A 25,397-nucleotide genomic window follows, 5' to 3' on the forward strand; every position below is an offset into this window, starting at 1 on the left:
CGCGGTGTCGGATGCCGCGGCCCCGGGATTTCCCGGGGTTCCAGGCCATGGTCAGGAAGGGACGGGCCCGCAAGGGGTTCCGCATCGGATGGATCTCAAGCGATTTACACGTGGGCCACTGCTGTGGATCCTGGGCATCGTCGTGCTGCTCCTGCTCGTCACCCAGCTCTGGAGCGGCGGCGGCAACTACAAGCAGGCCGACACGTCAACGGTGCTCCAGCAGATCCGCACCGGCAATGTCAGCAATGCCAAGATCATCGACAAGGATCAGCGGATCGAGCTGACGCTGCACAGCCCGATCCAGGTCGGCGGCAGCGGCACGCCGACGAAGACGATCCAGTCTGACTGGGTCACCGGCTACGGCGCAAAGCTGACCGACGAGCTGCAGGCGCAGGTCGACGCCAAGAAGACCAAGAGCTTCGCGACCGACGTGCCCCAGGAGAGCTTCCTGGTGAGCCTCCTGCTCAGCTTCCTGCCGATCGTCATCATCGTGCTGATCTTCCTGTTCATCATGAACCAGATGCAGGGCGGCGGCAGCCGGGTGATGAACTTCGGCAAGTCCAAGGCCAAGCTGATCACCAAGGACACCCCCAAGACCACGTTCGCCGACGTCGCAGGCGCGGACGAGGCCATCGAGGAGCTTCAGGAGATCAAGGAGTTCCTGCAGGCCCCGGCCAAGTTCCAGGCGATCGGCGCCAAGATCCCCAAGGGCGTGCTGCTCTACGGCCCGCCCGGCACCGGCAAGACCCTGCTCGCCCGCGCGGTCGCGGGTGAGGCGGGCGTGCCGTTCTACTCGATCTCCGGCTCCGACTTCGTCGAGATGTTCGTCGGCGTCGGCGCCTCCCGGGTGCGTGACCTGTTCGAGCAGGCGAAGGCCAACGCCCCGGCGATCATCTTCATCGACGAGATCGACGCCGTCGGCCGCCACCGCGGCGCCGGCCTGGGCGGCGGTCACGACGAGCGCGAGCAGACGCTCAACCAGCTCCTCGTCGAGATGGACGGCTTCGACGTCAAGGGCGGCGTGATCCTCATCGCCGCGACCAACCGGCCCGACATCCTCGACCCGGCGCTGCTGCGTCCGGGCCGGTTCGACCGGCAGGTCACCGTCGACCGTCCCGACCTGGAGGGCCGTAAGGGCATCCTCAAGGTGCACGGGCGCGGCAAGCCGTTCGCGCCGGGCGTCGACCTCGACGTCATCGCCCGCCGCACCCCCGGGTTCACCGGCGCCGACCTGGCCAACGTGATCAACGAGGCCGCGCTGCTCACCGCGCGCGCCGACGAGAAGCTGATCACGATGGACATGCTGGAGGAGTCGATCGACCGTGTCATGGCAGGGCCCGAGCGCAAGACGCGGGTCATGTCTGACAAGGAGAAGAAGATGATCGCCTACCACGAGGGCGGTCACGCGCTGGTGGCGCACGCGCTGCCGAACTCCGACCCGGTGCACAAGATCACGATCCTGTCCCGGGGCCGTGCGCTCGGCTACACGATGACGCTGCCGATGGAGGACAAGTTCCTGGCCACCAGGTCGGAGATGATGGACCAGCTCGCGATGCTGCTGGGCGGCCGCGCGGCGGAGGAGCTCGTCTTCCACGAGCCCACCACCGGCGCCTCCAACGACATCGAGAAGGCCACGGCCGTCGCCCGCCGCATGGTGACCGAATACGGCATGAGCGAGCAGCTCGGCGCCCGTAAGTTCGGCAGCGGCCAGGCCGAGGTGTTCCTGGGCCGCGAGATGGGCCACGAGCGCGACTACTCCGAGAAGATCGCCTCCACGATCGACGAGGAAGTCCGCCGGATGATCGAGACGGCGCATGACCAGGCGTGGGACATCCTGGTCGAATACCGCGACGTGCTCGACAACCTGGTGCTCGAGCTCATGGAGAAGGAGACGCTCTCCCGCGCCCAGGTGCTGGAGATCTTCTCCCCGGTGGTCGTCAAGGAGCACCGCCCCTCCTACGCGGGCTACGGCAAGCGGCTGCCCTCCGACCGGCCGCCGATCCTGACGCCGAAGGAGCAGTCGGCCAACGGCTCGCTCACCTCGGGCCACCAGGACGCGCTGCCATCCGGGGACAGTGCGTGAAGCCGCACGACGTAGATTTCGGCCGGATCGAGAAGGCCGTCCGCGAGATCCTGTACGCCATCGGCGAGGATCCCGACCGCGACGGCCTTCTCGAGACGCCCGCCCGTGTCGCCCGCGCCTACGCCGAGCAGTTCTCCGGCCTGCACCAGACCCCGGAAGACGTGCTCAACAAGGTCTTCGACGTCGACCACGACGAGATGGTGCTGGTCAAGGACATCGAGGTCTACTCAACCTGTGAGCACCATTTGGTGCCTTTTTACGGGTCGGCCCACGTCGGCTACATCCCGAACGACCAGGGTCAGGTGACGGGCCTGTCGAAGCTGGCCAGGCTGGTCGACGTGTTCGCCCGCCGGCCGCAGGTCCAGGAGCGGATGACGTCGCAGATCGCCGACGCGATCATGCGGGTGCTGGAGCCGCGCGGCGTCATCGTCGTGGTCGAGGCCGAGCACCTGTGCATGACCATGCGGGGCGTGCGCAAGCCCGGCGCCAAGACCGTCACGTCGGCCGTCCGGGGCGACTTCCGCACCAGCGACAAGACCCGCGCCGAGGCGATGGCGCTGATCCTGGGACGCTGACGCCTGACCGCGCCGCATGCATTCCGCCGGGGATGGATCGTTATCCACAACCAGGGACCCGCGATATCACCAGGTATGGGCGAGCGCCTAGGCTTGGCCTCATGACGAGAGTGCCGGGGCTGGGCGACGAGGACCGGTGCCTTGTCATGGGCGTCGTCAACGTGACCCCTGACTCGTTCTCCGACGGCGGCCTCTGGTTCGACGAGGGCGTGGCGATCCGCCGCGGCCTGGAGCTGGTCGCCGAGGGGGCCGACATCGTCGACGTGGGCGGCGAGTCCACCAGGCCGGGCGCCGCCAGGGTGTCGCTGGAGGAAGAGCTGGCCCGCGTGGTGCCCGTGATCAGGGCGCTCAACGCGGAGGGCGTGGCCGTCAGCGTCGACACGATGCGCGCCGAGGTGGCCAGGGCCGCCGTCGAGGCAGGCGCGCGGCTGGTCAACGACGTGAGCGGCGGCCTGGCCGATCCCGCCATGCCGCGCGTGGTCGCCGCCACCGGCGTCCCCTACGTGGTGATGCACTGGCGCGGCCACAGCCAGGACATGGACAGCCGCGCCGTCTACCACGACGTGGTCACCGAGGTGCGCGAGGAGCTCGCCAAGCGGGTCGACCTGGTGCTCGCCGAGGGCGTGTCCGAGGAGCAGATCGTGCTCGACCCCGGCCTCGGCTTCGCCAAGAACGCGGCGCACAACTGGGCGCTGCTGGCCGGCACGCAGCAACTCGCCGAGCTCGGCTATCCGCTGCTCATCGGGGCCTCGCGCAAGAGGTTCCTGGGGCGGCTGCTGGCCGGCGCCGACGGCACCCCCCGCCCGTTCAGCGGCAGCGACGACGCGACCCTGGCCGTGACCGCGCTGGCGGCCCGTGAGGGCGCCTGGTGCGTACGGGTCCACCACGTAGGTCCCAACGCCGACGCCGTGCGCGTGGCCGCAGCATGGAAGAGAGCCGGAGCCAACACATGAGCGTCGACACCGCCGCCATCGAGACGGTCAACCAGGACTTCTACACCGCGATCGAGGACGGCAACCTCGACAGGATGACCGAGATCTGGGCCGAGGACACTGCCGACGACCAGGTGAGCTGCGTGCATCCCGGCTGGACCCTGCTGACGGGCCGCTCGGAGGTGCTGAGGTCGTGGGCGCTGATCATGGCCAACACGACCTATATCCAGTTCGTGCTCACCGACGTCAACACCACGGTGCTGGGCGACGTGGCCGTGCTCACCTGCGTGGAGAACATCCTCACCGCGGGCGAGGAGGGCGAGTCGAGTTTCGCCGCCGGCAAGGTGGTGGCCAGCAACGTCTACATCCGCACGGGTCAGGGCTGGCGGCTGTGGATGCACCACGGCTCGCCGGTGCTGCAGGGCGATGACGACGAGGAGGAGGAAGGCGAGCTTGAGCGCTGACCGGATCGCGCTGAAGGGCCTGCGGGCCCGGGGGAGACACGGGGTGCTCGCGGCCGAGCGTGAGCTGGGGCAGGAGTTCGTCGTCGACGTGACGCTGTTCCTCGACACCGCGCCGGCCGCGGCCGGTGACGACCTGGCCAGGACCGTCGACTACGGCGAGCTGGCCCAGGACCTGGTCAAGGTGGTCGAGGGCGAGCCGGTCGACCTGATCGAGACGCTCGCGCAGCGGCTGGCCGACGTCTGCCTGGCCCGGGAGCTCGTCGAGTCGGTCGAGGTGAGTGTGCACAAGCCGGCGGCGCCGATCCCGCTGCCGTTCGGCGACGTGGTGGTGACGATCGAGCGGAGGCGCGCATGAAGGTCGTCCTCGCCCTGGGCGGCAACCTGGGGCGGCGGTTCCTGACGTTGCAGGGGGCCGTCGACACGCTGTTCGACGCGCCGGGGCTGGAGTTCGTCGCGGCGTCGCCGGTCTACGAGACCGATCCGGTGGGCGGCCCGGGGGGCCAGCGCCCTTATCTGAACGCGGTGGTCGTGGCGGAGACCACGCTGCCGCCGCGCACGCTGCTGGAGCGGGCGCAGAGCGTGGAGAACGCGTTCGGGCGGGTGCGCCAGGAGCGGTGGGGGCCGCGCACGCTCGACGTCGATCTGATCATGGTGGGTGACACGGTCAGCGACGACCCGGAGCTGACGCTGCCGCATCCCCGGGCGCACGAGCGGGCGTTCGTGCTGGTGCCGTGGGCGGCGGCCGACCCTGACGGTGAGCTGCCGGGGCGGGGCCGGGTGGCCGACCTGCTCGTGGGCCTGGACCGGCGGGGTGTGCGGTTGCGCGAGGACCTGAAGCTGCAGAGGCCGGATTGAGGCCGACCCGGCCCGGCGTGCTCGTCGGGCTCATCGTCGTGGTCGCGCTGATCGCCTGGGGCGTGGTGCGGCTGGTCTACGTCGATCTGGTGCTGGTGCCGTGGACGGCGATCCCGACGATGCTGCTGCTGGCGATCGGCGAGGCCTACACCGCCTGGATGACGAAGGCGCGGATCGCCCGCAAGCCGGGCACCAAGCCGGTCGAGCCGCTGGCGGTGGCCCGGCTGGCGGCCCTGGGCAAGGCGTCGGCCTACGGCGGCGCGGTGTTCGCGGGGCTGTTCGGCGGCTTCGCGCTGCACACGGTGCAGCTCTTCGCCAAGGAGACGCCGCGGTCGGAGTTCTTCGTCTCGACGGGGTCGTTCCTGTCGTGCGTGGCGTTGATCGTGGCGGCGCTCTTCCTGGAGCACGCCTGCCGCGTCCCGAAGGATCCGGAGGATCAGCGGCCCGGCTAGCCGCTCGTCCTCCTGGCGTTGTAGGTCTGGCGCCACTGTTCGGCGGCCTGCAGCATCGCCTGGCCGACGTGGTCGAAGAAGTCGCCGATGTCGCCTAGCCGGGCTCCGGCGGGCGAGGTGGCGCCGAGTGTCGCCGCTCCCCGGCGGGCGAAGTCGGCCAGCAGCGTGTTCTGGCGGGCGCTGGCCAGCCAGCCGCGGAACCAGGCGTCGGCGTCGATGACGTAGCGGTCGCGCCGCCGGCGGGGGTCGCGTTCGCGGCGGATGAGCTCCTGCTGTTCGAGCTCGCCGATGGCCTTGGAGATGGACGCGGGGCTGACCTGCAGCTTGTGGGCGAGCTCCGCCGCGGTGAGGCTGCCGCTGTCGGTGAGGTAGAGGCTGGTGAGCACGCGGGCGGTCATCCGCGACAGCCCGGTGTTGATCATGAGTTCGGTGAACTGCTCCTCCAGCTCGCTGACCGTCGCGTGGTCGCCGCCCTCGGGAGCCGGCGGACGTCTGCGGGCGCGCTCCCGGGTGGCCTGGTGGGCCCGGTCGGCCTGGTAGCGCTCGGGGCCGCCGTTGCGGGCGATCTCCCGGGTGACGGTGGACAGCGGCCGGTCCAGGCGCGTGGCGATCTCGGTGGGGGTGAGCCCCGCGGCCAGTCCGCCGGCGATCTGCCGGCGGTCCTCGTGGGTCAGCCTGCCTCCTGGCATGGGCGGCGCCTTTCCTGGTCGTACGCGCTGCGGTCGGGTGCAGTCTTGCATTCGTGCTCATCTCATTGCAAGTCAGTGGCTTGCATTCATGCTCACTGTCATTGCAATTACGCCTTCTATCTGGGCTTTAATGATTGACAGATTCACGAATGCAAATTAGCGTTTCGCATATCGTAAACAGTCTCTCGAAGGGAACTGACGTGATCGCAGACGTGCAGCGGGTGCTCGACCGGACGGTGGCGGCCGAGCTCGCGCCCGGCATGGTCGCCGAGGTCCGCGACGGCGACCGCTCCTGGTTCGGCTCGGCGGGGGTGTCGGACACCGCGACCGGACGCGAGCGACGGCAGGACGAGCGGTTCCGCATCGGCAGCGCCTCCAAGGCCTTCACCGCCACGGTGGTGCTCAAGCTCGTGGCCGAAGGCAGGCTGAGCCTCGACGACACCCTGGACAAGCACCTTCCCGGCCTGTTCGACGGCAGCGCCTACGAGCCCGGCAGGATCACCATCAGGCAGCTGCTCAACCAGACCAGCGGCCTCTACGCCTACTCCAACGACGAGAAGTTCTTCGCCAAGGGTGTCGGCGCGGAGTGGTTCCAGCACCGCGACGACGCCTACACGCCCGAGCAGCTCGTCCGGATCGCCCTGGCCCACCCGCCCGTCGACGAGCCGGGCCGGCGGTTCGGCTACTCCAACACCAACTACGTCCTGGCCGCGATGATCGTCGAAAGGGTGACGGGCCGGACGTTCGACCAGGAGCTCGTCCGTAACGTCAGCCGGCCCCTGCGCCTGACCGGCACGTCCCTGCCCGTCGCCGACCCCGGGATCGCCGGCCCGCACCCGGTGCACTACTCCACCCTGTTCTCCGCCGACCCCAAGCCCGAGATCCACGACGCGACCCGGATGAACCAGTCCTTCGCCTGGGCCGCCGGAGGCGTCATCTCCACCACCACCGACCTCAACCAGTTCTTCGCCGCCCTGTTCGGCGGGCACGTCCTGCCGGCCGAGCTGCTGCGCGAGATGCTGACCACCGTGCCCACCGAGGGCTGGATCCCCGGCACCCGCTACGGCCTGGGCGTCTTCGAGCAGGAGCTGCCCTGCGGCGCCACCGTCTGGGGCAACGGCGGCGCCACCTACGGCTCCTGGTGCTACAGCATGGGCGCCCGCGACGGCGGACACCGCCTCACCGCCCAGGTCAACGGCGACTGGGCGCCGCTCAGCGTCTTCGACGACGTGCTCGCCGCCGAATTCTGCTGACAGGCCCTCAGCCGGTGTCCGGCCGTCCGGCGCGGGGGCGGCGGCCGAAGAGATAGATGACCGGGAGGGTGCAGATCAGCGGTCCGGCGACGGCCAGGGGGCGCTCCAGCCACCACCACACGTCCGGCGGCACCTCGGGCGTGAGGCTGCCGAAGAGCCACCAGGACAGGCCGAGCGCGATGGCCATGCCGGTCGTGTGGAAGAGGAACAGCGGCAGCGCGAAACGGTTGATGACGGCGTTGACCCGGTTCCAGCCCGGCCGTTCCAGGACCCGTTCCATGGCCGGGCGCAGCACCTCCACCAGCCCGATCTGGAAGATGAGCAGCGCGACGATGACGAACGTCGGCGGCGCCATGTTGGACCACTTGTCCCCCGGCACGCCCACCATGGAGCCCGGGTAGATGCCCGAGTAGACGAGCCCGAACAGGGCGAACAGCCCGGTCCACAGGATGCCGACGTCGTAGCGGCGGGGCAGGGCGACGATGCGGTCGTAGAAGAAGCCGGCCTGGTGCGCCAGCCCCCACACGATGACCATGTTGAGCCAGCCGGCCCACTCGACGTCGTAGCGGAACCGGACCACGTCGACGACCAGCGCCGCCCCGCCCAGCCAGACGAGGGCCAGCACGTCGTACTTGCGATGCAGGAGGAGCGCGACGGGGAGGAGCGCGATGAGCACCAGGTAGACGCCGAGGAACCACAGCGGGCTGAGCACGAGCAGCACCACCCGCCACATCCACGGCACGTCGAACAGCCAGGTGACGACGGCGCCGACGGCGACCCACACGCCGATCAGGCCGAGCGCCGGGATCGACAGCGACCGCAGGCGGCGCCAGACGAAGCGGCCGAGGCCGGTGCCGCGCTCGCACGCCCGGCCCCACGACAGCAGGTGGACGTGCCCGCCGACGTAGAAGAACAGGGGTAAGACCTGGAGCAGCCAGGTCAGGATCCACAGCCCGGAGGTGAAGCCGAGCGGGCTGGTGGGCTCGGGGCCGTGCGGTTTCCACTGCAGGATGGTGAAGGCCCAGTGCCAGACCACCACCACGATCAGGCTCAGCGCCCGCAGCCAGTCGACGTACCTGTCGCGTCGCGGAGGGGAGGTCACTTGTCGATGTCACCCACCACGAAGAACATCGACCCGAGGATCGCCACCATGTCCGAGACCAGCTGCCCGGGCAGCATCTCGCGCAGCACCTGGATGTTGTTGTAGGAGGCGGAGCGCAGCTTCATCCGCCACGGCGTCTTGTCGCCCTTGGACACCAGGTAGTAGCCGTTGATGCCGAGCGGGTTCTCGGTCCAGGCGTACGTGTGGCCTTCGGGGACCTTGAGCACCTTGGGCAGGCGCTGGTTGATCGGGCCCTGGGGGAGCTCGCGCAGCCGCTGGACGCAGGCGTCGGCCAGGTCGAGCGAGACCTTGACCTGCTCCAGCAGCACCTCGAAGCGGGAGTGGCAGTCGCCGGCGGTGCGGGTGACGACGGTGACGGGCAGCTCGGGGTAGGCCAGGTAGGGCTGGTCGCGGCGCAGGTCGATGTCGACCCCGGAGGCGCGGGCGATGGGGCCGCTGACCCCGTACTGCAGGATCTGCTCGCGCGAGAGCACGCCGACGCCCTTGGTGCGGGCCTGGAAGATCTCGTTGCCGTGGATGAGGTTCTCGATGTCGGGGACGCGGCGGCGGGTGTCGGCGACGGCCTGGGCGACCCGGTCGAGCCAGCCGAGCGGCAGGTCCTCCTTGAGGCCGCCGACGCGGTTGAACATGTAGTGCATGCGCCCGCCGGAGATCTCCTCCATGACGGCCTGGATGCGTTCGCGCTCGTCGAAGGCGTAGAAGATGGGCGTCATCGCGCCCAGCTCCAGCGGGTACGAGCCGAGGAACATCAGGTGGTTGAGCACCCGGTTGAGCTCGGCCAGCAGCGTGCGCGCCCAGACGGCGCGGACGGGCGGCTCCATGCCGAGCATGCGTTCGGCGGCCAGCACCACGCCGAGCTCGTTGGCGAACGCCGACAGCCAGTCGTGCCGGTTGGCCAGCACGATGATCTGCCGGTAGTCGCGCACCTCGAACAGTTTCTCCGCGCCCCGGTGCATGTAGCCGATGATCGGCTCGGCGCCGGAGATGCGCTCACCGTCAAGAGTGAGCCGCAGGCGCAGAACTCCGTGAGTCGACGGGTGCTGCGGCCCGATATTCAGGATCATGTCCTCGGTGGCCAGCTCCTTGGCCCCGGCACCGATTCCGACCACGCGTTCCGTCATACGGCCCATGCTGCCACCGGCGGGTCGGTCAAGGAACGGTATGGGGGCGCATCGCTGGTCCAGCCAGGGGGATGAGTACTGGAAACGGGGGAGAAAAGACCATGAAAAGGGTTGTGTTCGACATCGCCGCCCTGATCGCACGGGTGGTGATCGGCGTCATCTTCCTGGCGCACGGGCTGCAGAAGTGGCAGGCCGGGCTGGGCGCCACGAGCGGCATGTTCGCCGAGTCGGGCGTGCCGATGCCGCAGCTCGCCGCCGCGTTCGTCACGGTGGCCGAGACGGTCGGCGGCATCCTGCTGATCCTCGGCCTGCTGGTACGGCCGGCCGCGCTGGTGCTGCTCATCGGCATGATCGGCGCGGCTGTGTTCGTGCACGCGCCGAACGGCATCTTCGTCCAGCAGGGCGGCTGGGAGCTCGTCGGAGCGCTCGGCGCGGCGTCGCTGCTGTTCCTGGCGCTGGGCGGGGGACGCTTCGGCCTCGACGGGATTCTCGGCGCCGTGTACAAGCGCCGGGCCGAGCGGCGGGCGGCCGAGCGGGACGCGGCGGCGGGCGCCACGACGACCGTGGACCGGCCGGCGCCCGACACGAAGGCCGCCTATCCGGACGAACGGCACTCGGTGCCCCGGCAGCCCGCCGAGCACGAGCGCACGCAGGCGGCCGACTACGACCGCACGCAGGCCGCCGAGCCCGCCGAGCGTCCGCACCCGGCCGAGCACCGGCCGGGCGGGCTGAGCGAGGAGGACATGCGCGACGTGGACGCGGTGGTGAACGACCAGCCGACGCGCCCGAAGCCGCCGAACCGCTGAGACCTAGCGGCTGACCAGGTCACGCAGCGCGCCGACCAGCCGGTCGACGTGCTCCTGGGTGGTGCCGATGCCGATGGAGGCGCGCACCGCCGAGGCCGTGTCGTCCTCGCAGCCGCCGTCGGCGGTGCCGAGCAGGTGCCGGACGAACGGGTGGGCGCAGAACTTCCCGTCCCGCACGCCGATGCCGTACTCGCTCGACAGCGCCTCGGCGACCTCGCGCGCGCTGTAGCCGTCGACGGTGAACGACACGATGCCCACGCGCGGGTGCTCCGGCCCCCACAGCGACAGCTCCCGTACGCCCTCGATGCCGGCGAGGCCGGCGCGCAGCCGGGCGATCAGCCGCTCCTCCTCGCGCAGCAGCGGCGTCCAGCCGGTGGCGGTGAGGGCGTCGCAGGCGGCGGCCAGCGCGATCGCGCCGAGCACGTTCGGGGTCCCGGCCTCGTGCCGGGGCTCGGCGTCGTCGTGCCACTCGGTGCTCTCCCCGACCGAGCGCACCGCGCCGCCGCCCTTCAGGTACGGCGTGCCCGCCGACAGCCAGTCGCGCCGGCCGACCAGCACCCCGGCGCCGAACGGCGCGTACAGCTTGTGGCCGGAGAAGGCCACGTAGTCGAGGTCGAGCGCGGTCAGGTTGACCGGCCGGTGCGGCACGAGCTGGGCGGCGTCGACGAGGATGCGGGCGCCGTGCCGGTGCGCGATGTGGGCCAGCGCGGCGATGGGCCACAGCTCGCCGGTGACGTTGGAGGCGGCGGTGACGACGAGCAGCTTGGGCCCGTCGATCGCGGCCAGCGCGTCGTCGGCGGCGCGCACGGCCTCGCCGGGGAAGGCGGGCGGGGCCAGCCGCACGGCGTCCGGCCAGGGCAGCAGCGAGGCGTGGTGCTCGGTGTCGAAGACGACCACGGTGGTGCCCTCCGGCAGGCAGCCGGCCAGCAGGTTCGTGGCGTCGGTGGTGTTGCGGGTGAAGATGACGGCGTCGTCGGTGCGGGCGCCGACGAAGGCCCGTACGGTGTGGCGGGCCTGCTCGTAGCGGGCGGTGGTGAGCTGGGAGGCGTAGCCCGCGCCGCGGTGGACGCTGGAGTAGGCCGGGAGCGCGGCGGCGACGGCGGCGCTGACCGGCTCCAGACAGGGGGCGCTGGCCGCGTAGTCGAGGTTGGCGTAGCCGACGAGCTTGCCGCCCTTGACCGGCACTTCCAGGTCGGCGCCGACGACGGCGGGGATGGCGCGGGCCTGCTGGACGGGGGCCGGCTTCTCGGCGGCGGTGGGGCGGGCGGCGTTGAAGATCGTCAGGGTGGACACGGCGAACCTCCTCGGGGTCATCGGACCCCTGGAGCAGCCAGTGAGCCCGCGCTTGCCCGCCACACCTCGTGACGGACCAGGTCTTCACCCGGGGCACCCCGCCGCGGACGCGAGGGTTGCCGGCCAGCGAGCCGGGGCTTGGCGCTGGCACTCATGACCTACGTCGGCACTATAACCGACACCCACCCGTAAAACGCAACCGCGAACTTATCGGCCCGTTGACTCGTTGCTTCCTCGGACATCCCCCGATAGCAGGAGGTAATCGATGTTGGACTGGGTGGCAGATCCCCAGATCTGGATAGGGTTCTTCACCCTTGTGGCCCTGGAGATCGTGCTGGGCATCGACAACATCATCTTCATTTCCATCCTGGCAGGGAAGCTGCCGCCGGAGCAGCGGGACAGGGCGCGGGTGCTCGGCCTGGCGGCGGCTCTGATCAGCCGGCTGCTCCTGCTGCTGGCCCTGTCGTGGGTGGTGCGGCTCACGGAGCCGCTGTTCGAGGTGCTGGGGCAGGAGATATCGGGACGGGACCTGATCCTGCTGCTGGGCGGGCTGTTCCTGCTCGCCAAGAGCGTCACCGAGATCGGCCACACGATGGACGTGGGCGAGAAGGACGGCAAGAAGGCCGTCGCGGCGTCGTTCGCCTCGGTGATCGTGCAGATCATGGTGCTGGACGTGGTGTTCTCGCTCGACTCGGTGATCACCGCGGTCGGCATGGTGGACGAGCTCGGCGTGATGATCGCGGCGGTGGTCGTGGCGGTGCTGGTGATGCTGTTCGCCTCCGGGCCGATCAGCCGGTTCGTCGACACGCATCCGAGCATCAAGATGCTGGCGCTGGCGTTCCTGGTGCTGATCGGCGTGGTGCTCATCGCCGAGGGGCTGGACCAGCACATCCCGAAGGGCTACATCTACTTCGCGATGGCGTTCTCGGTCATCGTGGAGCTGCTCAACATCCGGGTGAGGAGCAGGCGGGCGAAAGCTTCTAGTATTGAATAGTGCGCTTTGACCCGTGGAATCCGGATTTCGTCGCTCACCCGTACGGCGTCTACGCCGACCTGAGGCGCGAGGCGCCGGTGAGCTTCTTCGAGCCGACCGGCCAGTGGCTGGTCGCCCGGCACGCCGACGTGAACGCCCTGCTCAGGGATCGCCGCCTGGGCAGGTCGTACCTGCACGTGGCGACGCACGAGGAGTTCGGCAAGGAGCCCGAGCCGGAGTTCCAGGAGCCGTTCTGGCGGGTGATCCGCGCCGGCATGCTCGACGTGGAGCCGCCGGTGCACACCCGGCTGCGCCGCCTGGTCTCCAAGGCGTTCACGCCCCGCATGGTCGAGTCGCTGCGCCCCCGGGTGCGGGCGATCGCCGAGGGCCTGGTCGACGCGTACGTGGAGCGGGGCGGCGGTGACCTGATCGCCGAGGTCGCCGAGCCGCTGCCGGTGACGGTGATCGCCGAGATGCTCGGCATCCCCGACGCCGACCGCCACCTGCTGCGCCCCTGGTCGGCCGACATCTGCGGGATGTACGAGCTGAACCCGTCGGAGCAGGCGCAGCACACCGCGGTCAGGGCGGCGTCGGAGTTCGCGGCGTATCTGAAGGAGCTGGCCCGCGGGCGCAAGGAGCGGCCCGGCGACGACCTGATCAGCGCGCTCGCGGCGATCGACGAGCTGACCGAGGACGAGCTGGTCGGCACCTGCGTGCTGCTGCTCAACGCCGGTCACGAGGCCACGGTGAACGTGACGGGCAACGGCTGGTGGTCGCTGTTCCGCAACCCGGGCGAGCTGGCGCGGCTGCGCGCCGACCGCTCGCTGCTGCCGACGGCCGTCGAGGAGCTGATGCGCTGGGACACGCCGCTGCAGATGTTCGAGCGCTGGGTGCTGGAGGACATCGAGGTCGGCGGCGTCGCCATCCCGCGCGGCGTGGAGGTGGCGCTGCTGTTCGGCTCGGCCAACCGCGACCCCGAGGTGTTCGACGACCCGGACCGGCTGGACGTGGGCCGGGTGGACAACCCGCACATCTCCTTCGGTGCGGGCATCCACTTCTGCCTGGGCGCGCCGCTGGCCAGGATCGAGCTCATCGAGTCGTTCGGCGCCCTGCTGGAGCGGGCGCCGAAGCTGGAGCTGGTCCGCGAGCCGGTGTGGAAGCCGGGGTACGTGATCCGCGGCCTGGAGTCGCTGGACCTCAGTGTGACGTGACCGGTTCTGGCCGTTTTCACCGGCTCTGGCTGAGCCAGCCGAACCCGCCGAGGCCCCCCGGATCGATCAGCTCCGCCTCCTCGGAGGCGCGGGCCAGCGCGCGCAGATAACCCCGCGGATCGGTGCGGGCCAGGTCGAGGGGCGGGCGGTCGCCGGTGATGCCCAGAGCGCGCAGCGCGGCCCGCTGTGTGGACAAGCCTGTGGATATCCCGCCGGCCTTGCGGCCCGCCTCGGCGCACGCGTCGAGCGCGACGTGTGCCGTGATGTCGCAGGTGCCGTCGGGTACGGGCGAGACGACCGCTCCGTCACGGTATCCGGTGAGCGTGCCATGCATCGGCCGGTTATCCACAGGGTGTGCATAATCGATGGCGATCGCCCGGCCTCTGGAAAGCCGGTTCAGCACCGCCGCCCAGGCGGCGTCGCGCGGCCAGCCGATCTCCGCCCGCGAGCCCACGCACGACAGCGGCCACCATCGCGCCAGCCACTCCAGGTCGGCCCCCTGCGGCGGGTCGCCGAGCCGCTCCTCGCCGGTCTCGGTGTCGACCATCACCAGTCTCGGCCCGTCGGACGTCTGCTCGGCCACGTCCAGCGGCACGTTGTCGAGCCACTCGTTGGCGATCGCCAGGCCCTGGATGCCGGACGGCAGCCGCGGCTGCCAGGCGATCCGCTCGGGCAGCTCGTCGGGCCGGGGCGACAGGTCGACGGCGGTGATGCGCAGCCGGTCGCGCAGCGAGGGGCCGGCCGCGTCGAGCACGCGGCGGACCAGCGTGCCCTCGCCGGCGCCGATGTCGACCAGGTCGAGCCGGTCGGGCGAGCCGAGCCCGGCGTCGACCTCCTCCAGCAGGGCCAGGACCGCGTCGGCGAAGGCCGCCGAGGCGCTGACCGAGGTGCGGAAGTGCCCGGAGGGGCGTTCGCGCAGGTAGAAGCCGCTCTCGCCATAGAGCGCGCGTTGCATGGCGGCGCGCCAGGTGAGCCACATCCCAGGACTATCTCACGACTCCGGGCGAACACGTGGCGCGATTTCTTTACTACGCGGTGTTGCGATCTTGCGCTACCGTTTACATACAGTAGTCGAGTGACTGCTGATTGTCATCATCCGGCAGTCGTCCCGAAAAGGAGTCCCTCGTGTTCAAGAAAGCGATCGTCGTCGCGGGTGCGTTCGGCATGCTCTCGGTGGCCGCCCCGGCCTACGCTCACGGCCCCGGCGACATCACCAGCGGACGCAGCGGCGTGCTGTCCGGCAACCAGCTCTTCCTGCCCATCACCGCGCCGATCAACGCCTGCGGCAACGGGGTGGGGGTCGCCGGTGTCGGCATCGCCGGCTGCAAGGGGGGCTCCAGCGCTCACGTGCATCGCTGACATGCCGGAGCTCGGACCGGTTCGAGAGTGAACCGGTCCGAGCCCCGTACCCGGGCCGGCCAGTCGGCGATGGCGGCCAGGGTGCACCTCCAAGGAGTTCGTCACAGTGCGGGCGTCGGGTCCAGCTCAGGACTCGGCGCCCGCTGAATGCGATGTACCCCTCTCCTCATCATCATTCCCGACAGGGGGTGCACGGTTTATATGCCCTTGTCCGTTTTGTCGCTAACGCAACATGCGGCAAAGCCCAGGTCACGCCCCCGTGGTAACTCGGCCGTTACGCTGGGCGGCAGCGTCTTCCGGGGTGCTCGACAGGGGTGGGACATGGACGCAGCAGATCGCCCGGCACGGCTGGCCGTCGGCGTGCTGGGATCGGGCAAGGTCGGCTCCGCGCTCGGGGCTGCCCTGGCGCAGGCCGGGCACCGGATCGTGGCCGCCAGCGGGGTGTCCGACGCCTCCCGGCGGTGGGCCGCCGACCGGCTCGGCGTCGAGCCCGTCCGCCCCGAGGAGGTCGTCGAGGCGGCGGAGCTCATCCTGCTCACCGTCCCCGACGACGCGTTGCCCGACCTCGTCAGCGGCCTGGCCGCCACCGGCGCCGGCCTCCAGGGCAAGCTGCTCGTCCACACCAGCGGCGCCTACGGCCTGTCCGTGCTGCGACCGGCCGCCGAGGCGGGCGCGCTGCCGTTCGCCCTGCACCCGGTCATGACGTTCACCGGCAGGGACGACGACCTCAACCGGATCACCGGCTGCTCCTTCGGCGTCACCGCGCCCGAGCCGCTGCGTCCCATCGCCGAGGCGCTGGTCATCGAGATGGGCGGCGAGCCGGTGTGGATCGCCGACGCCGACCGCGCCCTCTACCACGCGGCCCTGGCCAGCGCCGCCAACCATATGGTCACGCTCATCGCCGAGTCGTCCGACCTGCTGGGCCGCATCGGCGTCGAGCACCCGGGCCGCATGCTCGGGCCGCTGCTCGGCGCCGCCCTCGACAACGTGCTGCGGCTCGGCATCGGCGGGCTGACCGGCCCGGTGGTGCGGGGCGACGCGGGCACCGTGCGCAAGCACGTCGACGCGCTCATCCTGGCCGCGCCGGAGGCGGCCGACGCCTACGTCGCGCTGGCCCGGCTCACCGCTGACCGGGCGCTGGCCGCCGGCCTGCTCAAGCCGGAGGAGGCCGAACGCTTGCTCGACGCCCTGGGTGGCAACATATGGACGTGACCGTGACCGGCATGGCACGGATCCGCATGACGCCCCCGGAGGCCGCCTCATGGACCCCATCGTCGCCAGGAACCGCACCGACCTGATCAAGGCTCGCGGTGACGGCTCCGTCGCCCTCGTGCCCACCATGGGCGCCCTGCACGAGGGGCACCGCTCCCTCATCAGGGCGGCCCGCTCGCGCGCCGACCACGTGGTGGTCAGCATCTTCGTCAACCCGCTGCAGTTCGGCCCGGGCGAGGACTTCTCCCGCTATCCCCGTACGTTCGAGGCCGACCTGGAGGTGTGCCGCGCCGAGGGGGTCGAGGTGGTGTTCGCCCCGGCCGCCGAGGACATGTACCACCCGGATCGGCAGGTGAGCCTGCGGTCCGGCGAGATGGGCCGGGTCGTCGAGGGCGCGGTGCGGCCGGGGCACTTCGACGGGATGCTGACGGTGGTGCTCAAGCTGTTCAACCTGGTCCAGCCGGACCTCGCGGTGTTCGGGCAGAAGGACGCCCAGCAGCTCGCGCTGATCCGCCGCATGGTGGCCGACCTCGACGTGCCGGTGGAGATCGTGGGCGCGCCGACGGTGCGCGAGCCCGACGGGCTGGCGCTGTCGAGCCGCAACCGCTACCTGTCGCCGGCCGACCGGGAGGTGGCCCTGGCGCTGTCCCGGGCGCTGCGCGCGGGCGCGGCCGAGAGCGCGCCGTCGCGCGTGGTCGCCGCCGCCCGCGAGGTGCTGGAGGCCGCCGCCCCCGAGCTGGCGCTGGACTACGTGGTGCTGGTCGATCCGGCCACGTTCGCCGAGGTCGCGGAGCCGTACAGGGGTGAGGCGGTGCTCGCGGTGGCCGGCCGGGTGGGCACCACCCGGCTGATCGACAACGCGGTGCTGTCGTTCTAGGCGAACCCCGGGGAAGGGAAGCGACGGCCGGGGCGTTATCGTCATATTGACGATATTCCCTCCTCCGAGGAGACCCCATGAGTGCACCGGCCATTCCCCTGCGGCTGGCGGCGCCCGAACCCGGGTGGAACGTCGAGGCCGACCTGGTCGTGGTGGGCTCCGGCATCGCCGGACTGACAGTTGCGCTGCACTACGCCGAGCTCGAACCCAGGGCCAGGGTCCTGGTCGTCACCAAGGACGTGCTGTCGGCCGGGTCCACCCGGTGGGCCCAGGGCGGGATCGCCGCCGTGCTGGACCCGGCCGACACCCCCGACGAGCACCTCGGCGACACCCTGGTCGCCGGGGTGGGGCTGTGCGACGCCGAGGCGGTCCGCGCGCTGGTGACCGAGGGCCCGGGCGCGCTGCGGCGGCTGATGGGCCGGGGCGCCGAGTTCGACCGCACCCCCGACGGGCACCTCCAGCTCACCCGCGAGGGCGGCCACCGGCGCGACCGCATCGTGCACGCGGGCGGCGACGCCACGGGCGCGGAGGTGCAGCGGGCGCTGGTCGAGGCGGTGCGGGCGAGCGGGATCGAGGTGATCGAGCACGCGCTGGTGCTCGACCTGCTGAAGGACGCGAACGGCCGGGCCAGGGGCGTGACGCTGCACGTGATGGGCGAGGGCGCCGTCGACGGGGTCGGCGCGGTGCGCGCCCGCGCGGTCGTGCTGGCCACCGGCGGCATGGGCCAGGTCTACTCCTCCACCACGAACCCGGTGGTGTCCACCGGCGACGGCGTGGCGCTGGCGCTGCGGGCCGGTGCCGTGGTGCGGGACCTGGAGTTCGTCCAGTTCCACCCGACCGTGCTGTGGCTGGGCGCGGGCGCGACCGGCCAGCAGCCGCTGATCTCCGAGGCCGTACGCGGCGAGGGCGCGTTCCTGATCGACCACGAGGGCAACCGGTTCATGACCGGCGTGCACGAGCTGGCCGACCTGGCGCCGCGCGACGTCGTGGCCAAGGCCATCACCCGGACGATGCGCGAGAGCGGGCGCGAGCACGTCTACCTGGACGGCCGCCACTTCGGCGAGGACAAGTGGCGCACCCGGTTCCCGACGATCTACGCGGTCTGCCGCGAGCACGGCATAGACCCGGCCGCCGAGCCGATCCCGGTGGCTCCCGCCGCCCACTACGCCAGCGGCGGCATCCGTACCGACCTGCGGGGCCGCACCAGCATCGAGGGCCTGTACGCGTGCGGCGAGGCGGCGTGCACGGGCGTGCACGGCGCGAACCGGCTGGCCTCGAACTCGCTGCTCGAAGGGCTCGTCTTCGCCGAGCGCATCGCCGAGGACATCCATCGCGTACGGCCCGAACCGGGCGAGCCGGTGGTGTCCGGAGCGCCCGCCGGGCTGATCGACCCGAGGGCGCGCGGCCGGATCCAGGCGCACATGAGCGCCGGGGCGGGTGTGCTGCGCAGCCGCGCGTCGCTCACCGCCACCGCCAAGGCGCTGCACGACGCCCGGTGGACCCCGGTCCACGTGGCGTCGTGCACCGAGTCGTGGGAGACGACGAACCTGCTCACCGTCGCGACCGTGCTGACCGGCGCGGCGGCGGCGCGGCAGGAGACGCGCGGCTCCCACTGGCGGGAGGATTTCCCCGACCTCGACGACGAATGGCTGGGGCACCTGGACGTGACCCTGACGGAGGAGGGCGTGCACATGACCTACACCCCGCACGGTGACGCGATGCCGCGGCGCCTGGCGCAGGAGCTGGCCGCCGCCGGCGTGGACCCGGCCGAGACCGACGCGGTGATCGACCGGGCGCTGGCGGAGGACCTGCAGGCGGCGGGCGACGTGACGAGCCTGGCGACGATCCCGGCCGGGCACCGCTCGGTGGCCGACGTGGTGGCGCGGGCCGACGGCGTGGTGGCCGGGCTGGCGGTGGCCGAGGCGGTGTTCGCGCGGCTGGGCGCGGGCCAGGCCGAGCGGCGGGTCAAGGACGGCGAGCGGGTGCGCAGGGGCGACGTGCTGATGACGGTGGAGGGTCCGACCAGGACCCTGCTGACCGCCGAGCGCACCGCGCTGAACCTGCTCACCCACCTGTCGGGCATCGCCACGCTGACCGGGCGCTGGGTGGCGGCGATCAGCGGCACCGGGGCGCGGGTGCGCGACAGCCGCAAGACGCTGCCGGGGCTGCGGGCGCTGGAGAAGTACGCGGTACGCTGCGGCGGCGGCGTCAACCACCGGATGTCGCTGTCGGACGCGGCACTGATCAAGGACAACCACGTGGTGGCGGCCGGCGGGGTCGCCGAGGCGTTCCGCGCGGTGCGCGAGCGCTACCCGGACGTGCCGATCGAGGTGGAGGTCGACAGCGTCGAGCAGCTTGAGGAGGTGCTCGCCGAGGGGGCCGACCTGATCCTGCTGGACAACTTCACGGTGGAGCAGACCGCTCAGGCCGTACAAATCGCTAAAAATGGGGCGAAAAACGCGGTTGCGCTGGAGTCCAGCGGGGGATTGACCTTGGAATTGGCGCGTGATGTGGCCGAAACTGGCGTGGACTACCTTGCGGTGGGAGCGCTGACCCACTCGGCGCCCGCCCTGGACGTCGCACTGGATCTACGGGGGTAATCGATGCTGCTCACGATCGACGTCGGCAACACGCACACGGTGCTCGGGCTCTTCGAGGGCGAGGACGTCATCGAGCACTGGCGGCTGGCCACCGACGCCCGCCGCACCGCCGACGAGATCGCCGTCGTCCTGCAGGGGCTGCTCGGCCAGTCGCCCCTGCTCAAGGGCGCCGACGTGGGCGGCATCGCGATCTGTTCCACCGTGCCCAGCGTGCTCAACGAGATGCGCGAGATGTGCCGCCGCTACTACGGCGACGTCACCGCCGTGGTCGTCGAGCCCGGCGTCCGCACCGGGGTGCCGGTGCGGATGGACAACCCCAAGGAGGTCGGCAGCGACCGCATCGTCAACGCGCTGGCCGCCATCGACCAGTACGGCGGGCCGTGCATCATCGTCGACTTCGGCACCGCGACCTCGTTCGACGCCGTGTCGGCCAAGGGCGAGTACGTCGGCGCCGTCACCGCGCCCGGCATCGAGATCTCCGTCGACGCCCTCGCCGCGGCCGGGGCGCAACTGCACAAGGTCGAGCTGATCCGCCCCCGCTCGGTGATCGCCAAGAACACCGTCGAGGCGCTCCAGGCCGGCATCATCTACGGCTTCGCCGGCCAGGTCGACGGCATCGTCGAGCGGATGGCCGCCGAGCTGGCCGACGACCCCGACGACGTGACCGTGGTCGCCACCGGCGGCCACGCCGCGCTCGTGGTGGGCGAGTCGCGCTGCATCGACGTGCACGAGCCCTGGCTGACGCTCATCGGCCTGCGCCTGATCTACCAGCGCAACACCGCGTGAAAGCGGGCGGCCCCCCGCTCGGGAAGGGAGCCGCCCGCCGTCCGGGGTGGATCACTCGCTCTCGGCCGCGTACAGGTGGTCCCAGTGGCCGCACTTGCTCACCCAGTGCTTGTACGGGTGCACCTGGCAGACCTTGACCCGCAGCGCGGAGACGTCGTCGACGCTGAAGCCGAACTTCTTCGAGCCCGGGTAGCCGCAGTGCTTCCTGCTGTAGACCTCGTCCCACTCGTGGTCGAAGCCGGCGGCCTGGAACTTGACGTAGGCGCACCTGCCGCCCTGCCCGTAGCCGCGCGGGTCCAGGTCGTACAGCCGGCCCTTGACGTGGACGGTGTTGGACTCCTGGTGCTCGTCCCACTCGACGCCCACCCAGCCCTTGGCTTTGGCCAGGTGGTGCCTGGCGTGGACGGGGCCCCACTGGTCGCTCTGGTCGTAGGGGCCCGGCGAGGCGGCGGCGGCCGGCGCGGTCAGAGCCAGCGTGCCGGTCGCGGCGGCGGCGAGGAGCGCGATCGCGATCTTCTTGAACATGATCTCTCCTTGAGCTCCTTCCCGACCCGGCGCCCTACCGGTTCCGCTGAGCTCGTGAGTCATGGGTAACTCCGCGTGGTTGCAGCACCCCTTCACCGGACCGACGAGAACTTGCAGGCGGCCGTATCCCCTACGCTTTGATGCTGTGAGCGACGAACTTCCCGAGCAGATGCGCATCCGGAGGGAGAAGCTCGACCGCCTTCGCAGCGAAGGCGTCGACCCTTACCCGGTGAACTTTCCCCGTACGGCCACCAACGCCGAGGTCCGGGAGAAATACCAGGGCCTGGAGCCCGACACCCAGACCGGTGACCGGGTGGGCGTCGCCGGGCGCGTCATGCTCAACCGCGTCGGCGGCAAACTCTGCTTCGCCACGCTGCGCGACGGCAGCGGCGACCTGCAGGTGATGATCTCGCTCGACAAGGTGGGCGAGGAGTCGCTGGCGGCCTGGAAGCGCGACGTCGACCTCGGCGACCACGTCGGCGTCGAGGGCGAGGTGATCACCTCACGGCGCGGCGAGCTGTCGATCCTCGCCGACAGCTGGCAGATCACCGCCAAGTGCCTGCGCCCGCTGCCGGAGAAGCACGTCGGCCTCACCGACCCCGAGGCGCGGGTCCGCCAGCGCTACGTCGACCTCATCGTCAACGACGAGGCCCGCGAGATGGCGCGCATCCGCAGCGCCACCGTGCGCGCGGTCCGCGACTTCTGGCACGAGGAGGGCTACCTGGAGGTCGAGACGCCGATGCTCCAGCCGATCCACGGCGGCGCGGCGGCCCGGCCCTTCAAGACCCACATCAACGCCTACGACATGGAGCTCTACCTTCGCATCGCGATCGAGCTCTACCTCAAGCGGCTCGTCGTGGGCGGCATCGAGAAGGTCTTCGAGATCAACCGCAACTTCCGCAACGAGGGCGCGGACTCCACGCACAACCCCGAGTTCACCATGATCGAGGCCTACGGGACCTACCTCGACTACAACGACATGGCCGACCTGACCCAGCGCATGTACCAGAAGGCCGTGGTGGCCGCGCTGGGCACGACCGTGGTGGTGCACGACGGCGTCGAGGTCGACCTGGGGCTGCCCGAATGGCCTCGGGTGAAGCTCTACGACCTGGTGTCCGGCGCGGTGGGCGAGGAGATCACCACCGAGACGCCGCTGGAGCGGGTGCGCGCGCTGGCCGACAAGCACGAGGTGCACTGGGACGCCAAGTGGGGCCAGGGCAAGCTGGTCCAGGAGCTGTTCGAGGAGCTGGTCGAGCACACGCTGATCCAGCCCACGTTCGTCATGGACTACCCGCTGGAGACCTCCCCGCTGACCCGGCAGCACCGCGACAACCCGCTGCTCACCGAGAAGTGGGACCTGATCGGGTTCGGCACCGAGCTGGGCACCGCCTACTCGGAGCTGGTCGACCCGATCGAGCAGCGCCGCCGCCTGGTCGAGCAGTCGCTGCTGGCGGCCGGCGGCGACCCGGAGGCCATGCAGCTCGACGAGGACTTCCTCCAGGCGCTGGAGTACGCCATGCCGCCGACGGGCGGCATGGGCGCCGGCATCGACCGGATGATCATGGCTTTCACCGGCAAGAACATCCGCGAGACGATCCTCTTCCCGCTGGTCAAGCCCTCCCGTTGAGCCGCACCGGCAGGGTGGCGAGCCCGCGCAGCACCAGGTTTCCCTTGTACGGCGGCGCGGGGTCGGCCAGCTCCAGCTTCGGGGCCGCCTGAGCCAGGGCGCGCAGCGCGATCTCGCCCTCCAGCCTGGCCAGCGGCGCCCCGAGGCAGAAGTGGATGCCCAGCCCGAACGCCAGATGCCGGCCCGGCGTCCGCTCCACGTCGAAGCGGTCCGGGTCGGCGAACGCGGCGGGGTCGCGGTTGGCGGCCCCGACCAGCGCCAGCACCGCGCTGCCGGCGGGCACGGCGGTCCCGGCCAGCTCCACGTCCTCCAGCGTCACGCGCATGGTGAGCTGCACGGGCGGGTCGTACCTGAGCACCTCCTCGACCACCTGCTGGGGCGCGTCGGCGGCGCGCCCGAGCACGCCGTGCCTGACCAGGTTGAGCACGCCGTTGCCGATGAGGTTGACGGTCGTCTCGTGCCCGGCCACGAGCAGCAGCACGCAGGTGCCCAGCAGTTCCTGCTCGGTCAGCTCCTCGACCTGGGCGAGCGCGCTGAGCAGGTCGTCGCCGGGCCGCTCGCGCCGCAGCGCGATGAGGCGGCGGAAATACGCGCGGAACTCCTCCCGGTCGTGCTCGGTCCGGGAGATCAGGTCCGGCGGCACGATCGGGTCGAGGCTCCTGGCGAGCGTCTCGCTCCAGCCGCGGAAGCGCTCGTGGTCCTCGGGCGGCACGCCGAGCATCTCGCTGATCACCATGACGGGCAGCGGGTAGGCGAACGCGCTCATCAGGTCGGCCTCGTCGGGCAGCGCGTCGAGGAGCCCGGCGGTGATGGCCTCGATCCGCGGGCGCAGCCGCCTGATCATGCCCGGGGTGAAGGCCCGGCTGACCAGGCCGCGCAGCCGGGTGTGGTCCGGCGGGTTCATCATCAGGAACGAGCGGGGCGGCTCGCCGTCGGGCGGGGGGCCGTGGCCGAACCGGGCGTCACGCAGCACCGCGGAGCAGAGCTCGTGCGTGGTGGCGACGAGGAGCCCGCCGCGGGTCCGCAGCAGCGCGTCGCTCTCGCGCAGCTCGCGGTAACGGGTGTACGGGTCGCGCAGGAAGCCGGGGTCGGATGGATCGAACCCGAGCATGTCCGTTGGCGTCAAAGGAGCGTAGTCAGGATCGCTGTGATCGATCATCATGCTCCGATAAGTGCCGACATATGGCGAGTACTTCACATACAACGGATCATGTCAACGGAGGAGGTCAAGTGCGGCGAATTTCGTGCTTGACGACCTTTCCTGGATGCGTTTACCGTCTGCGAGGATGTGCCGCTCCGGTCGGGCCCTAGACGTCTCCGGGTGGTGCTGGTGGGGGGAGGGCTCCCGATGGATGTGCTCACAGAAGGCGTTGAACTGAGCCGTGCCGACCTGGCGTTGCTGGCCGAACTGGCCAAGGGCGTCACCGTGGACCGGGTCGGCCGACGCCTTGACATCAGCGGTCGCACCGTGCGGCGAAGACTGCGCGGCATCTGCGACCGCATAGGCGTGGCCACCGCGATCGAGGCGGTGGCCTGGGCCGCCCGCAGGCAGCTCATCTAACGCCGCTGGCCGGCTCTGGCGCCGCTAGTCGGCGATGCGGACGGCTCCGGCGAAGGGGCGCCGGGCGATGGACGCGATCCGCACCACGTCGCCGGTGCGCGGCGCGTGCACCATCATGCCGCCGCCCAGGTAGATGCCCACGTGGTGCAGGTCGTTGTAGAAGAACACCAGGTCGCCCGCGCGCAGCTCCTCCTTGGAGATGTGCCGGCCGGCGGTCCACTGGTCACCGGTGTAGTGCGGCAGCGAGATGCCCACCTGCTGGTAGGCGGCCATCACCAGACCGGAGCAGTCGTAGCCGCGCGGCCCTTCGGCGCCCCAGATGTACGGCTTGAGCTGCTGGGTGAGCGCCCACTTGGCGGCCTGGGCAGCCTTGCCCGAGCCGGGGATCGGCAGGTTGACCTTGACCGCCGGGGTGCCCGGCCGGCCGGCCTCGCCGAGTGCGCGCCTGAACAGGCTGCTCTCGACCTTGCCGACGAGCTTGACGATCCGGTCGCGCTTGGCGTCGAGGTCCTTGACGATCTTCGAGACCTCGGTGATGCGGGCCTTGGCGCCGGCGCGGGCCCGCTCGGCCGCCTGCATCGCCTTGGTGAGCTGGAGGATCTCCTCGCCCTGCTGCTGCTGGATCGCGTAGTTGGTGGCCGCCAGGTCGAGGTAGCCCTCGGGGTCGTCGGAGTTGACGAACGCCAGGGTGCCCGACAGGCCGCCGTTGATGTAGGTGGTCTGCGCGAGCAGGATCGCCTTGGAGCGCTTGTCGGCCAGCTCGGCCTCGCTGGCGGCCAGCGTCTTCTTGGCGTTGTCGGCGGCCTTCTGGGCCGTCTTGAGCTTCTCCCGCTGGCCGTTGTACTGCTCGGCCAGCGTCTCGATCTCCAGGTGCATCTCCTCGACCTGCTCGGAGAGCTCCTTGAGCGAAGGCTTGGGGTCGGCGGAGGCTGGTGAGCCCAAGGGCAGAGCGAGGACCAGTGCGGCCACGGCGGCCAAGCCGACGACACCGAATCGCTTCTTGCCAGAGCGCCTGTCCAA

General features: G+C 70.8%; 26 protein-coding genes and 1 riboswitch. Of the genes, 18 read left to right on the forward strand and 8 right to left on the reverse strand.

The genetic code is table 11. The annotated features are described in order from the left end of the window. Positions 1-88: 88 nt before the first annotated feature. The 7 genes from ftsH (at position 89) to AB0J53_RS11630 (ending at position 5,361) form a co-directional block, all read left to right on the forward strand. The gene (gene ftsH / locus AB0J53_RS11600; protein WP_219501365.1) at positions 89-2,083 is read left to right on the forward strand and encodes an ATP-dependent zinc metalloprotease FtsH; all 1,995 of its coding nucleotides are present in this window, start codon (positions 89-91) and stop codon (positions 2,081-2,083) included. Continuing rightward, positions 2,080-2,658 (forward strand): GTP cyclohydrolase I FolE, encoded by a 579-nt coding sequence (gene folE / locus AB0J53_RS11605; protein ID WP_219501367.1) that lies wholly within the window; start codon positions 2,080-2,082, stop codon positions 2,656-2,658. The genes ftsH and folE overlap by 4 nt, the downstream gene beginning before the upstream one ends. 146 nt (positions 2,659-2,804) lie before the next feature. Further along, positions 2,805-3,611, forward strand: coding sequence for a dihydropteroate synthase (gene folP / locus AB0J53_RS11610; protein ID WP_219501645.1), 807 nt, complete (start codon positions 2,805-2,807; stop codon positions 3,609-3,611). Continuing rightward, entirely contained in the window at positions 3,608-4,054 is a 447-nt protein-coding gene (locus AB0J53_RS11615; RefSeq protein WP_219501370.1) for a nuclear transport factor 2 family protein, read from the forward strand. The genes folP and AB0J53_RS11615 overlap by 4 nt, the downstream gene beginning before the upstream one ends. Continuing rightward, a complete protein-coding gene (gene folB, locus AB0J53_RS11620; protein ID WP_364171183.1) occupies positions 4,017-4,409 on the forward strand; it encodes a dihydroneopterin aldolase in 393 nt (130 codons plus the stop codon). Before AB0J53_RS11615 ends, folB begins: the two co-directional genes overlap by 38 nt. Further along, positions 4,406-4,909, forward strand: coding sequence for a 2-amino-4-hydroxy-6-hydroxymethyldihydropteridine diphosphokinase (folK, locus tag AB0J53_RS11625; protein WP_219501376.1), 504 nt, complete (start codon positions 4,406-4,408; stop codon positions 4,907-4,909). The genes folB and folK overlap by 4 nt, the downstream gene beginning before the upstream one ends. Beyond that, complete coding sequence (locus AB0J53_RS11630; protein ID WP_219501378.1) at positions 4,906-5,361, forward strand: DUF3180 domain-containing protein; 456 nt, start codon at positions 4,906-4,908, stop codon at positions 5,359-5,361. Before folK ends, AB0J53_RS11630 begins: the two co-directional genes overlap by 4 nt. Here the strand turns inward: AB0J53_RS11630 and AB0J53_RS11635 are convergent. Continuing rightward, a complete protein-coding gene (locus AB0J53_RS11635; RefSeq protein ID WP_364171186.1) occupies positions 5,358-6,050 on the reverse strand; it encodes a MarR family transcriptional regulator in 693 nt (230 codons plus the stop codon). The two genes, AB0J53_RS11630 and AB0J53_RS11635, sit on opposite strands and share 4 nt — an antisense overlap. Before the next feature lie 200 nt (positions 6,051-6,250). On the opposite strand from AB0J53_RS11635, the gene AB0J53_RS11640 reads away from it, so the two are divergent. Continuing rightward, positions 6,251-7,303, forward strand: coding sequence for a serine hydrolase domain-containing protein (locus AB0J53_RS11640; RefSeq protein ID WP_364171188.1), 1,053 nt, complete (start codon positions 6,251-6,253; stop codon positions 7,301-7,303). 7 nt (positions 7,304-7,310) lie between these two features. Here the strand turns inward: AB0J53_RS11640 and AB0J53_RS11645 are convergent, their stop codons facing one another. Further along, positions 7,311-8,405: an acyltransferase gene (locus AB0J53_RS11645; protein ID WP_219501382.1), complete on the reverse strand. Its 1,095-nt coding sequence runs from the start codon at positions 8,403-8,405 to the stop codon at positions 7,311-7,313. Next, positions 8,402-9,547, reverse strand: a complete 1,146-nt coding sequence (locus AB0J53_RS11650; protein WP_364171190.1) for an NADH-quinone oxidoreductase subunit D — start codon at positions 9,545-9,547, stop codon at positions 8,402-8,404. The genes AB0J53_RS11645 and AB0J53_RS11650 overlap by 4 nt, the downstream gene beginning before the upstream one ends. Positions 9,548-9,648: 101 nt before the next feature. Here AB0J53_RS11650 and AB0J53_RS11655 point away from each other — a divergent pair, with 101 nt between their 5' ends. Beyond that, entirely contained in the window at positions 9,649-10,353 is a 705-nt protein-coding gene (locus AB0J53_RS11655) for a DoxX family protein (RefSeq protein WP_364171192.1), read from the forward strand. Between the two features lie 3 nt (positions 10,354-10,356). On the opposite strand, the gene AB0J53_RS11660 is transcribed toward AB0J53_RS11655, so the two are convergent. Then, positions 10,357-11,646: an aminotransferase class V-fold PLP-dependent enzyme gene (locus tag AB0J53_RS11660; protein ID WP_364171194.1), complete on the reverse strand. Its 1,290-nt coding sequence runs from the start codon at positions 11,644-11,646 to the stop codon at positions 10,357-10,359. Between the two features lie 43 nt (positions 11,647-11,689). Continuing rightward, a riboswitch (SAM riboswitch) is annotated at positions 11,690-11,805 on the reverse strand. Between the two features lie 106 nt (positions 11,806-11,911). Between AB0J53_RS11660 and AB0J53_RS11665 the strand changes: the two genes are divergently transcribed. Together AB0J53_RS11665 and AB0J53_RS11670 are read left to right on the forward strand one after the other, a co-directional pair. Continuing rightward, a complete protein-coding gene (locus AB0J53_RS11665) occupies positions 11,912-12,640 on the forward strand; it encodes a TerC family protein (protein ID WP_364171196.1) in 729 nt (242 codons plus the stop codon). Beyond that, positions 12,640-13,830: a cytochrome P450 gene (locus tag AB0J53_RS11670; RefSeq protein WP_364171198.1), complete on the forward strand. Its 1,191-nt coding sequence runs from the start codon at positions 12,640-12,642 to the stop codon at positions 13,828-13,830. The genes AB0J53_RS11665 and AB0J53_RS11670 overlap by 1 nt, the downstream gene beginning before the upstream one ends. A 16-nt stretch (positions 13,831-13,846) precedes the next feature. Here the strand turns inward: AB0J53_RS11670 and AB0J53_RS11675 are convergent, their stop codons facing one another. Next, entirely contained in the window at positions 13,847-14,809 is a 963-nt protein-coding gene (locus AB0J53_RS11675; RefSeq protein WP_364171200.1) for an SAM-dependent methyltransferase, read from the reverse strand. 146 nt (positions 14,810-14,955) lie between these two features. Here AB0J53_RS11675 and AB0J53_RS11680 point away from each other — a divergent pair, with 146 nt between their 5' ends. The 5 genes from AB0J53_RS11680 to AB0J53_RS11700 all read left to right on the forward strand — a co-directional run bounded on the left by AB0J53_RS11680 (position 14,956) and on the right by AB0J53_RS11700 (position 20,664). Next, positions 14,956-15,189 carry a chaplin family protein gene (locus tag AB0J53_RS11680; RefSeq protein WP_364171202.1) on the forward strand — a complete coding sequence of 78 codons (234 nt, stop codon included), beginning with the start codon at positions 14,956-14,958 and terminating at the stop codon, positions 15,187-15,189. A 321-nt stretch (positions 15,190-15,510) separates the two neighbouring features. Continuing rightward, entirely contained in the window at positions 15,511-16,401 is an 891-nt protein-coding gene (locus tag AB0J53_RS11685) for a DUF2520 domain-containing protein (RefSeq protein ID WP_364171204.1), read from the forward strand. A gap of 49 nt (positions 16,402-16,450) precedes the next feature. Continuing rightward, positions 16,451-17,278, forward strand: coding sequence for a pantoate--beta-alanine ligase (panC, locus tag AB0J53_RS11690; RefSeq protein WP_364171206.1), 828 nt, complete (start codon positions 16,451-16,453; stop codon positions 17,276-17,278). 77 nt (positions 17,279-17,355) lie between these two features. Next, positions 17,356-19,878: an L-aspartate oxidase gene (locus AB0J53_RS11695; RefSeq protein WP_364171208.1), complete on the forward strand. Its 2,523-nt coding sequence runs from the start codon at positions 17,356-17,358 to the stop codon at positions 19,876-19,878. A gap of 3 nt (positions 19,879-19,881) precedes the next feature. Continuing rightward, positions 19,882-20,664, forward strand: a complete 783-nt coding sequence (locus AB0J53_RS11700) for a type III pantothenate kinase (RefSeq protein WP_219501408.1) — start codon at positions 19,882-19,884, stop codon at positions 20,662-20,664. A 51-nt stretch (positions 20,665-20,715) separates the two neighbouring features. On the opposite strand, the gene AB0J53_RS11705 is transcribed toward AB0J53_RS11700, so the two are convergent. Next, a complete protein-coding gene (locus tag AB0J53_RS11705; RefSeq protein ID WP_364171211.1) occupies positions 20,716-21,189 on the reverse strand; it encodes a hypothetical protein in 474 nt (157 codons plus the stop codon). Between the two features lie 169 nt (positions 21,190-21,358). Here AB0J53_RS11705 and lysX point away from each other — a divergent pair, with 169 nt between their 5' ends. After that, on the forward strand, positions 21,359-22,816 hold the full coding sequence (gene lysX / locus AB0J53_RS11710) for a bifunctional lysylphosphatidylglycerol synthetase/lysine--tRNA ligase LysX (protein WP_364171982.1): 1,458 nt from the start codon (positions 21,359-21,361) through the stop codon (positions 22,814-22,816). On the opposite strand, the gene AB0J53_RS11715 is transcribed toward lysX, so the two are convergent. Beyond that, on the reverse strand, positions 22,800-23,942 hold the full coding sequence (locus AB0J53_RS11715; RefSeq protein WP_364171213.1) for a cytochrome P450: 1,143 nt from the start codon (positions 23,940-23,942) through the stop codon (positions 22,800-22,802). The genes lysX and AB0J53_RS11715 overlap by 17 nt on opposite strands. 222 nt (positions 23,943-24,164) lie before the next feature. On the opposite strand from AB0J53_RS11715, the gene AB0J53_RS11720 reads away from it, so the two are divergent. Continuing rightward, entirely contained in the window at positions 24,165-24,377 is a 213-nt protein-coding gene (locus AB0J53_RS11720; protein WP_219501411.1) for a LuxR C-terminal-related transcriptional regulator, read from the forward strand. 24 nt (positions 24,378-24,401) lie between these two features. On the opposite strand, the gene AB0J53_RS11725 is transcribed toward AB0J53_RS11720, so the two are convergent. Further along, positions 24,402-25,397 (reverse strand): NlpC/P60 family protein, encoded by a 996-nt coding sequence (locus AB0J53_RS11725; protein WP_364171215.1) that lies wholly within the window; start codon positions 25,395-25,397, stop codon positions 24,402-24,404.

This window comes from Nonomuraea sp. NPDC049725, assembly GCF_040674795.1.
In the GTDB taxonomy this organism is placed as follows: Bacteria; Actinomycetota; Actinomycetes; order Streptosporangiales; family Streptosporangiaceae; genus Nonomuraea; species Nonomuraea ceibae.

Coding starts and splice junctions, on each gene's coding strand:
- ftsH (WP_219501365.1), top strand. CDS start 89: ATGGATCTCAAGCGATTTACACGTGGGCCACTGCTGTGGATCCTGGGC.
- folP (WP_219501645.1), top strand. CDS start 2,805: ATGGGCGTCGTCAACGTGACCCCTGACTCGTTCTCCGACGGCGGCCTC.
- AB0J53_RS11615 (WP_219501370.1), top strand. CDS start 3,608: ATGAGCGTCGACACCGCCGCCATCGAGACGGTCAACCAGGACTTCTAC.
- folB (WP_364171183.1), top strand. CDS start 4,017: ATGACGACGAGGAGGAGGAAGGCGAGCTTGAGCGCTGACCGGATCGCG.
- folK (WP_219501376.1), top strand. CDS start 4,406: ATGAAGGTCGTCCTCGCCCTGGGCGGCAACCTGGGGCGGCGGTTCCTG.
- AB0J53_RS11635 (WP_364171186.1), bottom strand. CDS start 6,050: ATGCCAGGAGGCAGGCTGACCCACGAGGACCGCCGGCAGATCGCCGGC.
- AB0J53_RS11650 (WP_364171190.1), bottom strand. CDS start 9,547: ATGACGGAACGCGTGGTCGGAATCGGTGCCGGGGCCAAGGAGCTGGCC.
- AB0J53_RS11655 (WP_364171192.1), top strand. CDS start 9,649: ATGAAAAGGGTTGTGTTCGACATCGCCGCCCTGATCGCACGGGTGGTG.
- AB0J53_RS11665 (WP_364171196.1), top strand. CDS start 11,912: ATGTTGGACTGGGTGGCAGATCCCCAGATCTGGATAGGGTTCTTCACC.
- AB0J53_RS11675 (WP_364171200.1), bottom strand. CDS start 14,809: ATGTGGCTCACCTGGCGCGCCGCCATGCAACGCGCGCTCTATGGCGAG.
- AB0J53_RS11685 (WP_364171204.1), top strand. CDS start 15,511: ATGGACGCAGCAGATCGCCCGGCACGGCTGGCCGTCGGCGTGCTGGGA.
- panC (WP_364171206.1), top strand. CDS start 16,451: ATGGACCCCATCGTCGCCAGGAACCGCACCGACCTGATCAAGGCTCGC.
- AB0J53_RS11695 (WP_364171208.1), top strand. CDS start 17,356: ATGAGTGCACCGGCCATTCCCCTGCGGCTGGCGGCGCCCGAACCCGGG.
- AB0J53_RS11700 (WP_219501408.1), top strand. CDS start 19,882: ATGCTGCTCACGATCGACGTCGGCAACACGCACACGGTGCTCGGGCTC.
- AB0J53_RS11705 (WP_364171211.1), bottom strand. CDS start 21,189: ATGTTCAAGAAGATCGCGATCGCGCTCCTCGCCGCCGCCGCGACCGGC.
- lysX (WP_364171982.1), top strand. CDS start 21,359: ATGCGCATCCGGAGGGAGAAGCTCGACCGCCTTCGCAGCGAAGGCGTC.
- AB0J53_RS11720 (WP_219501411.1), top strand. CDS start 24,165: ATGGATGTGCTCACAGAAGGCGTTGAACTGAGCCGTGCCGACCTGGCG.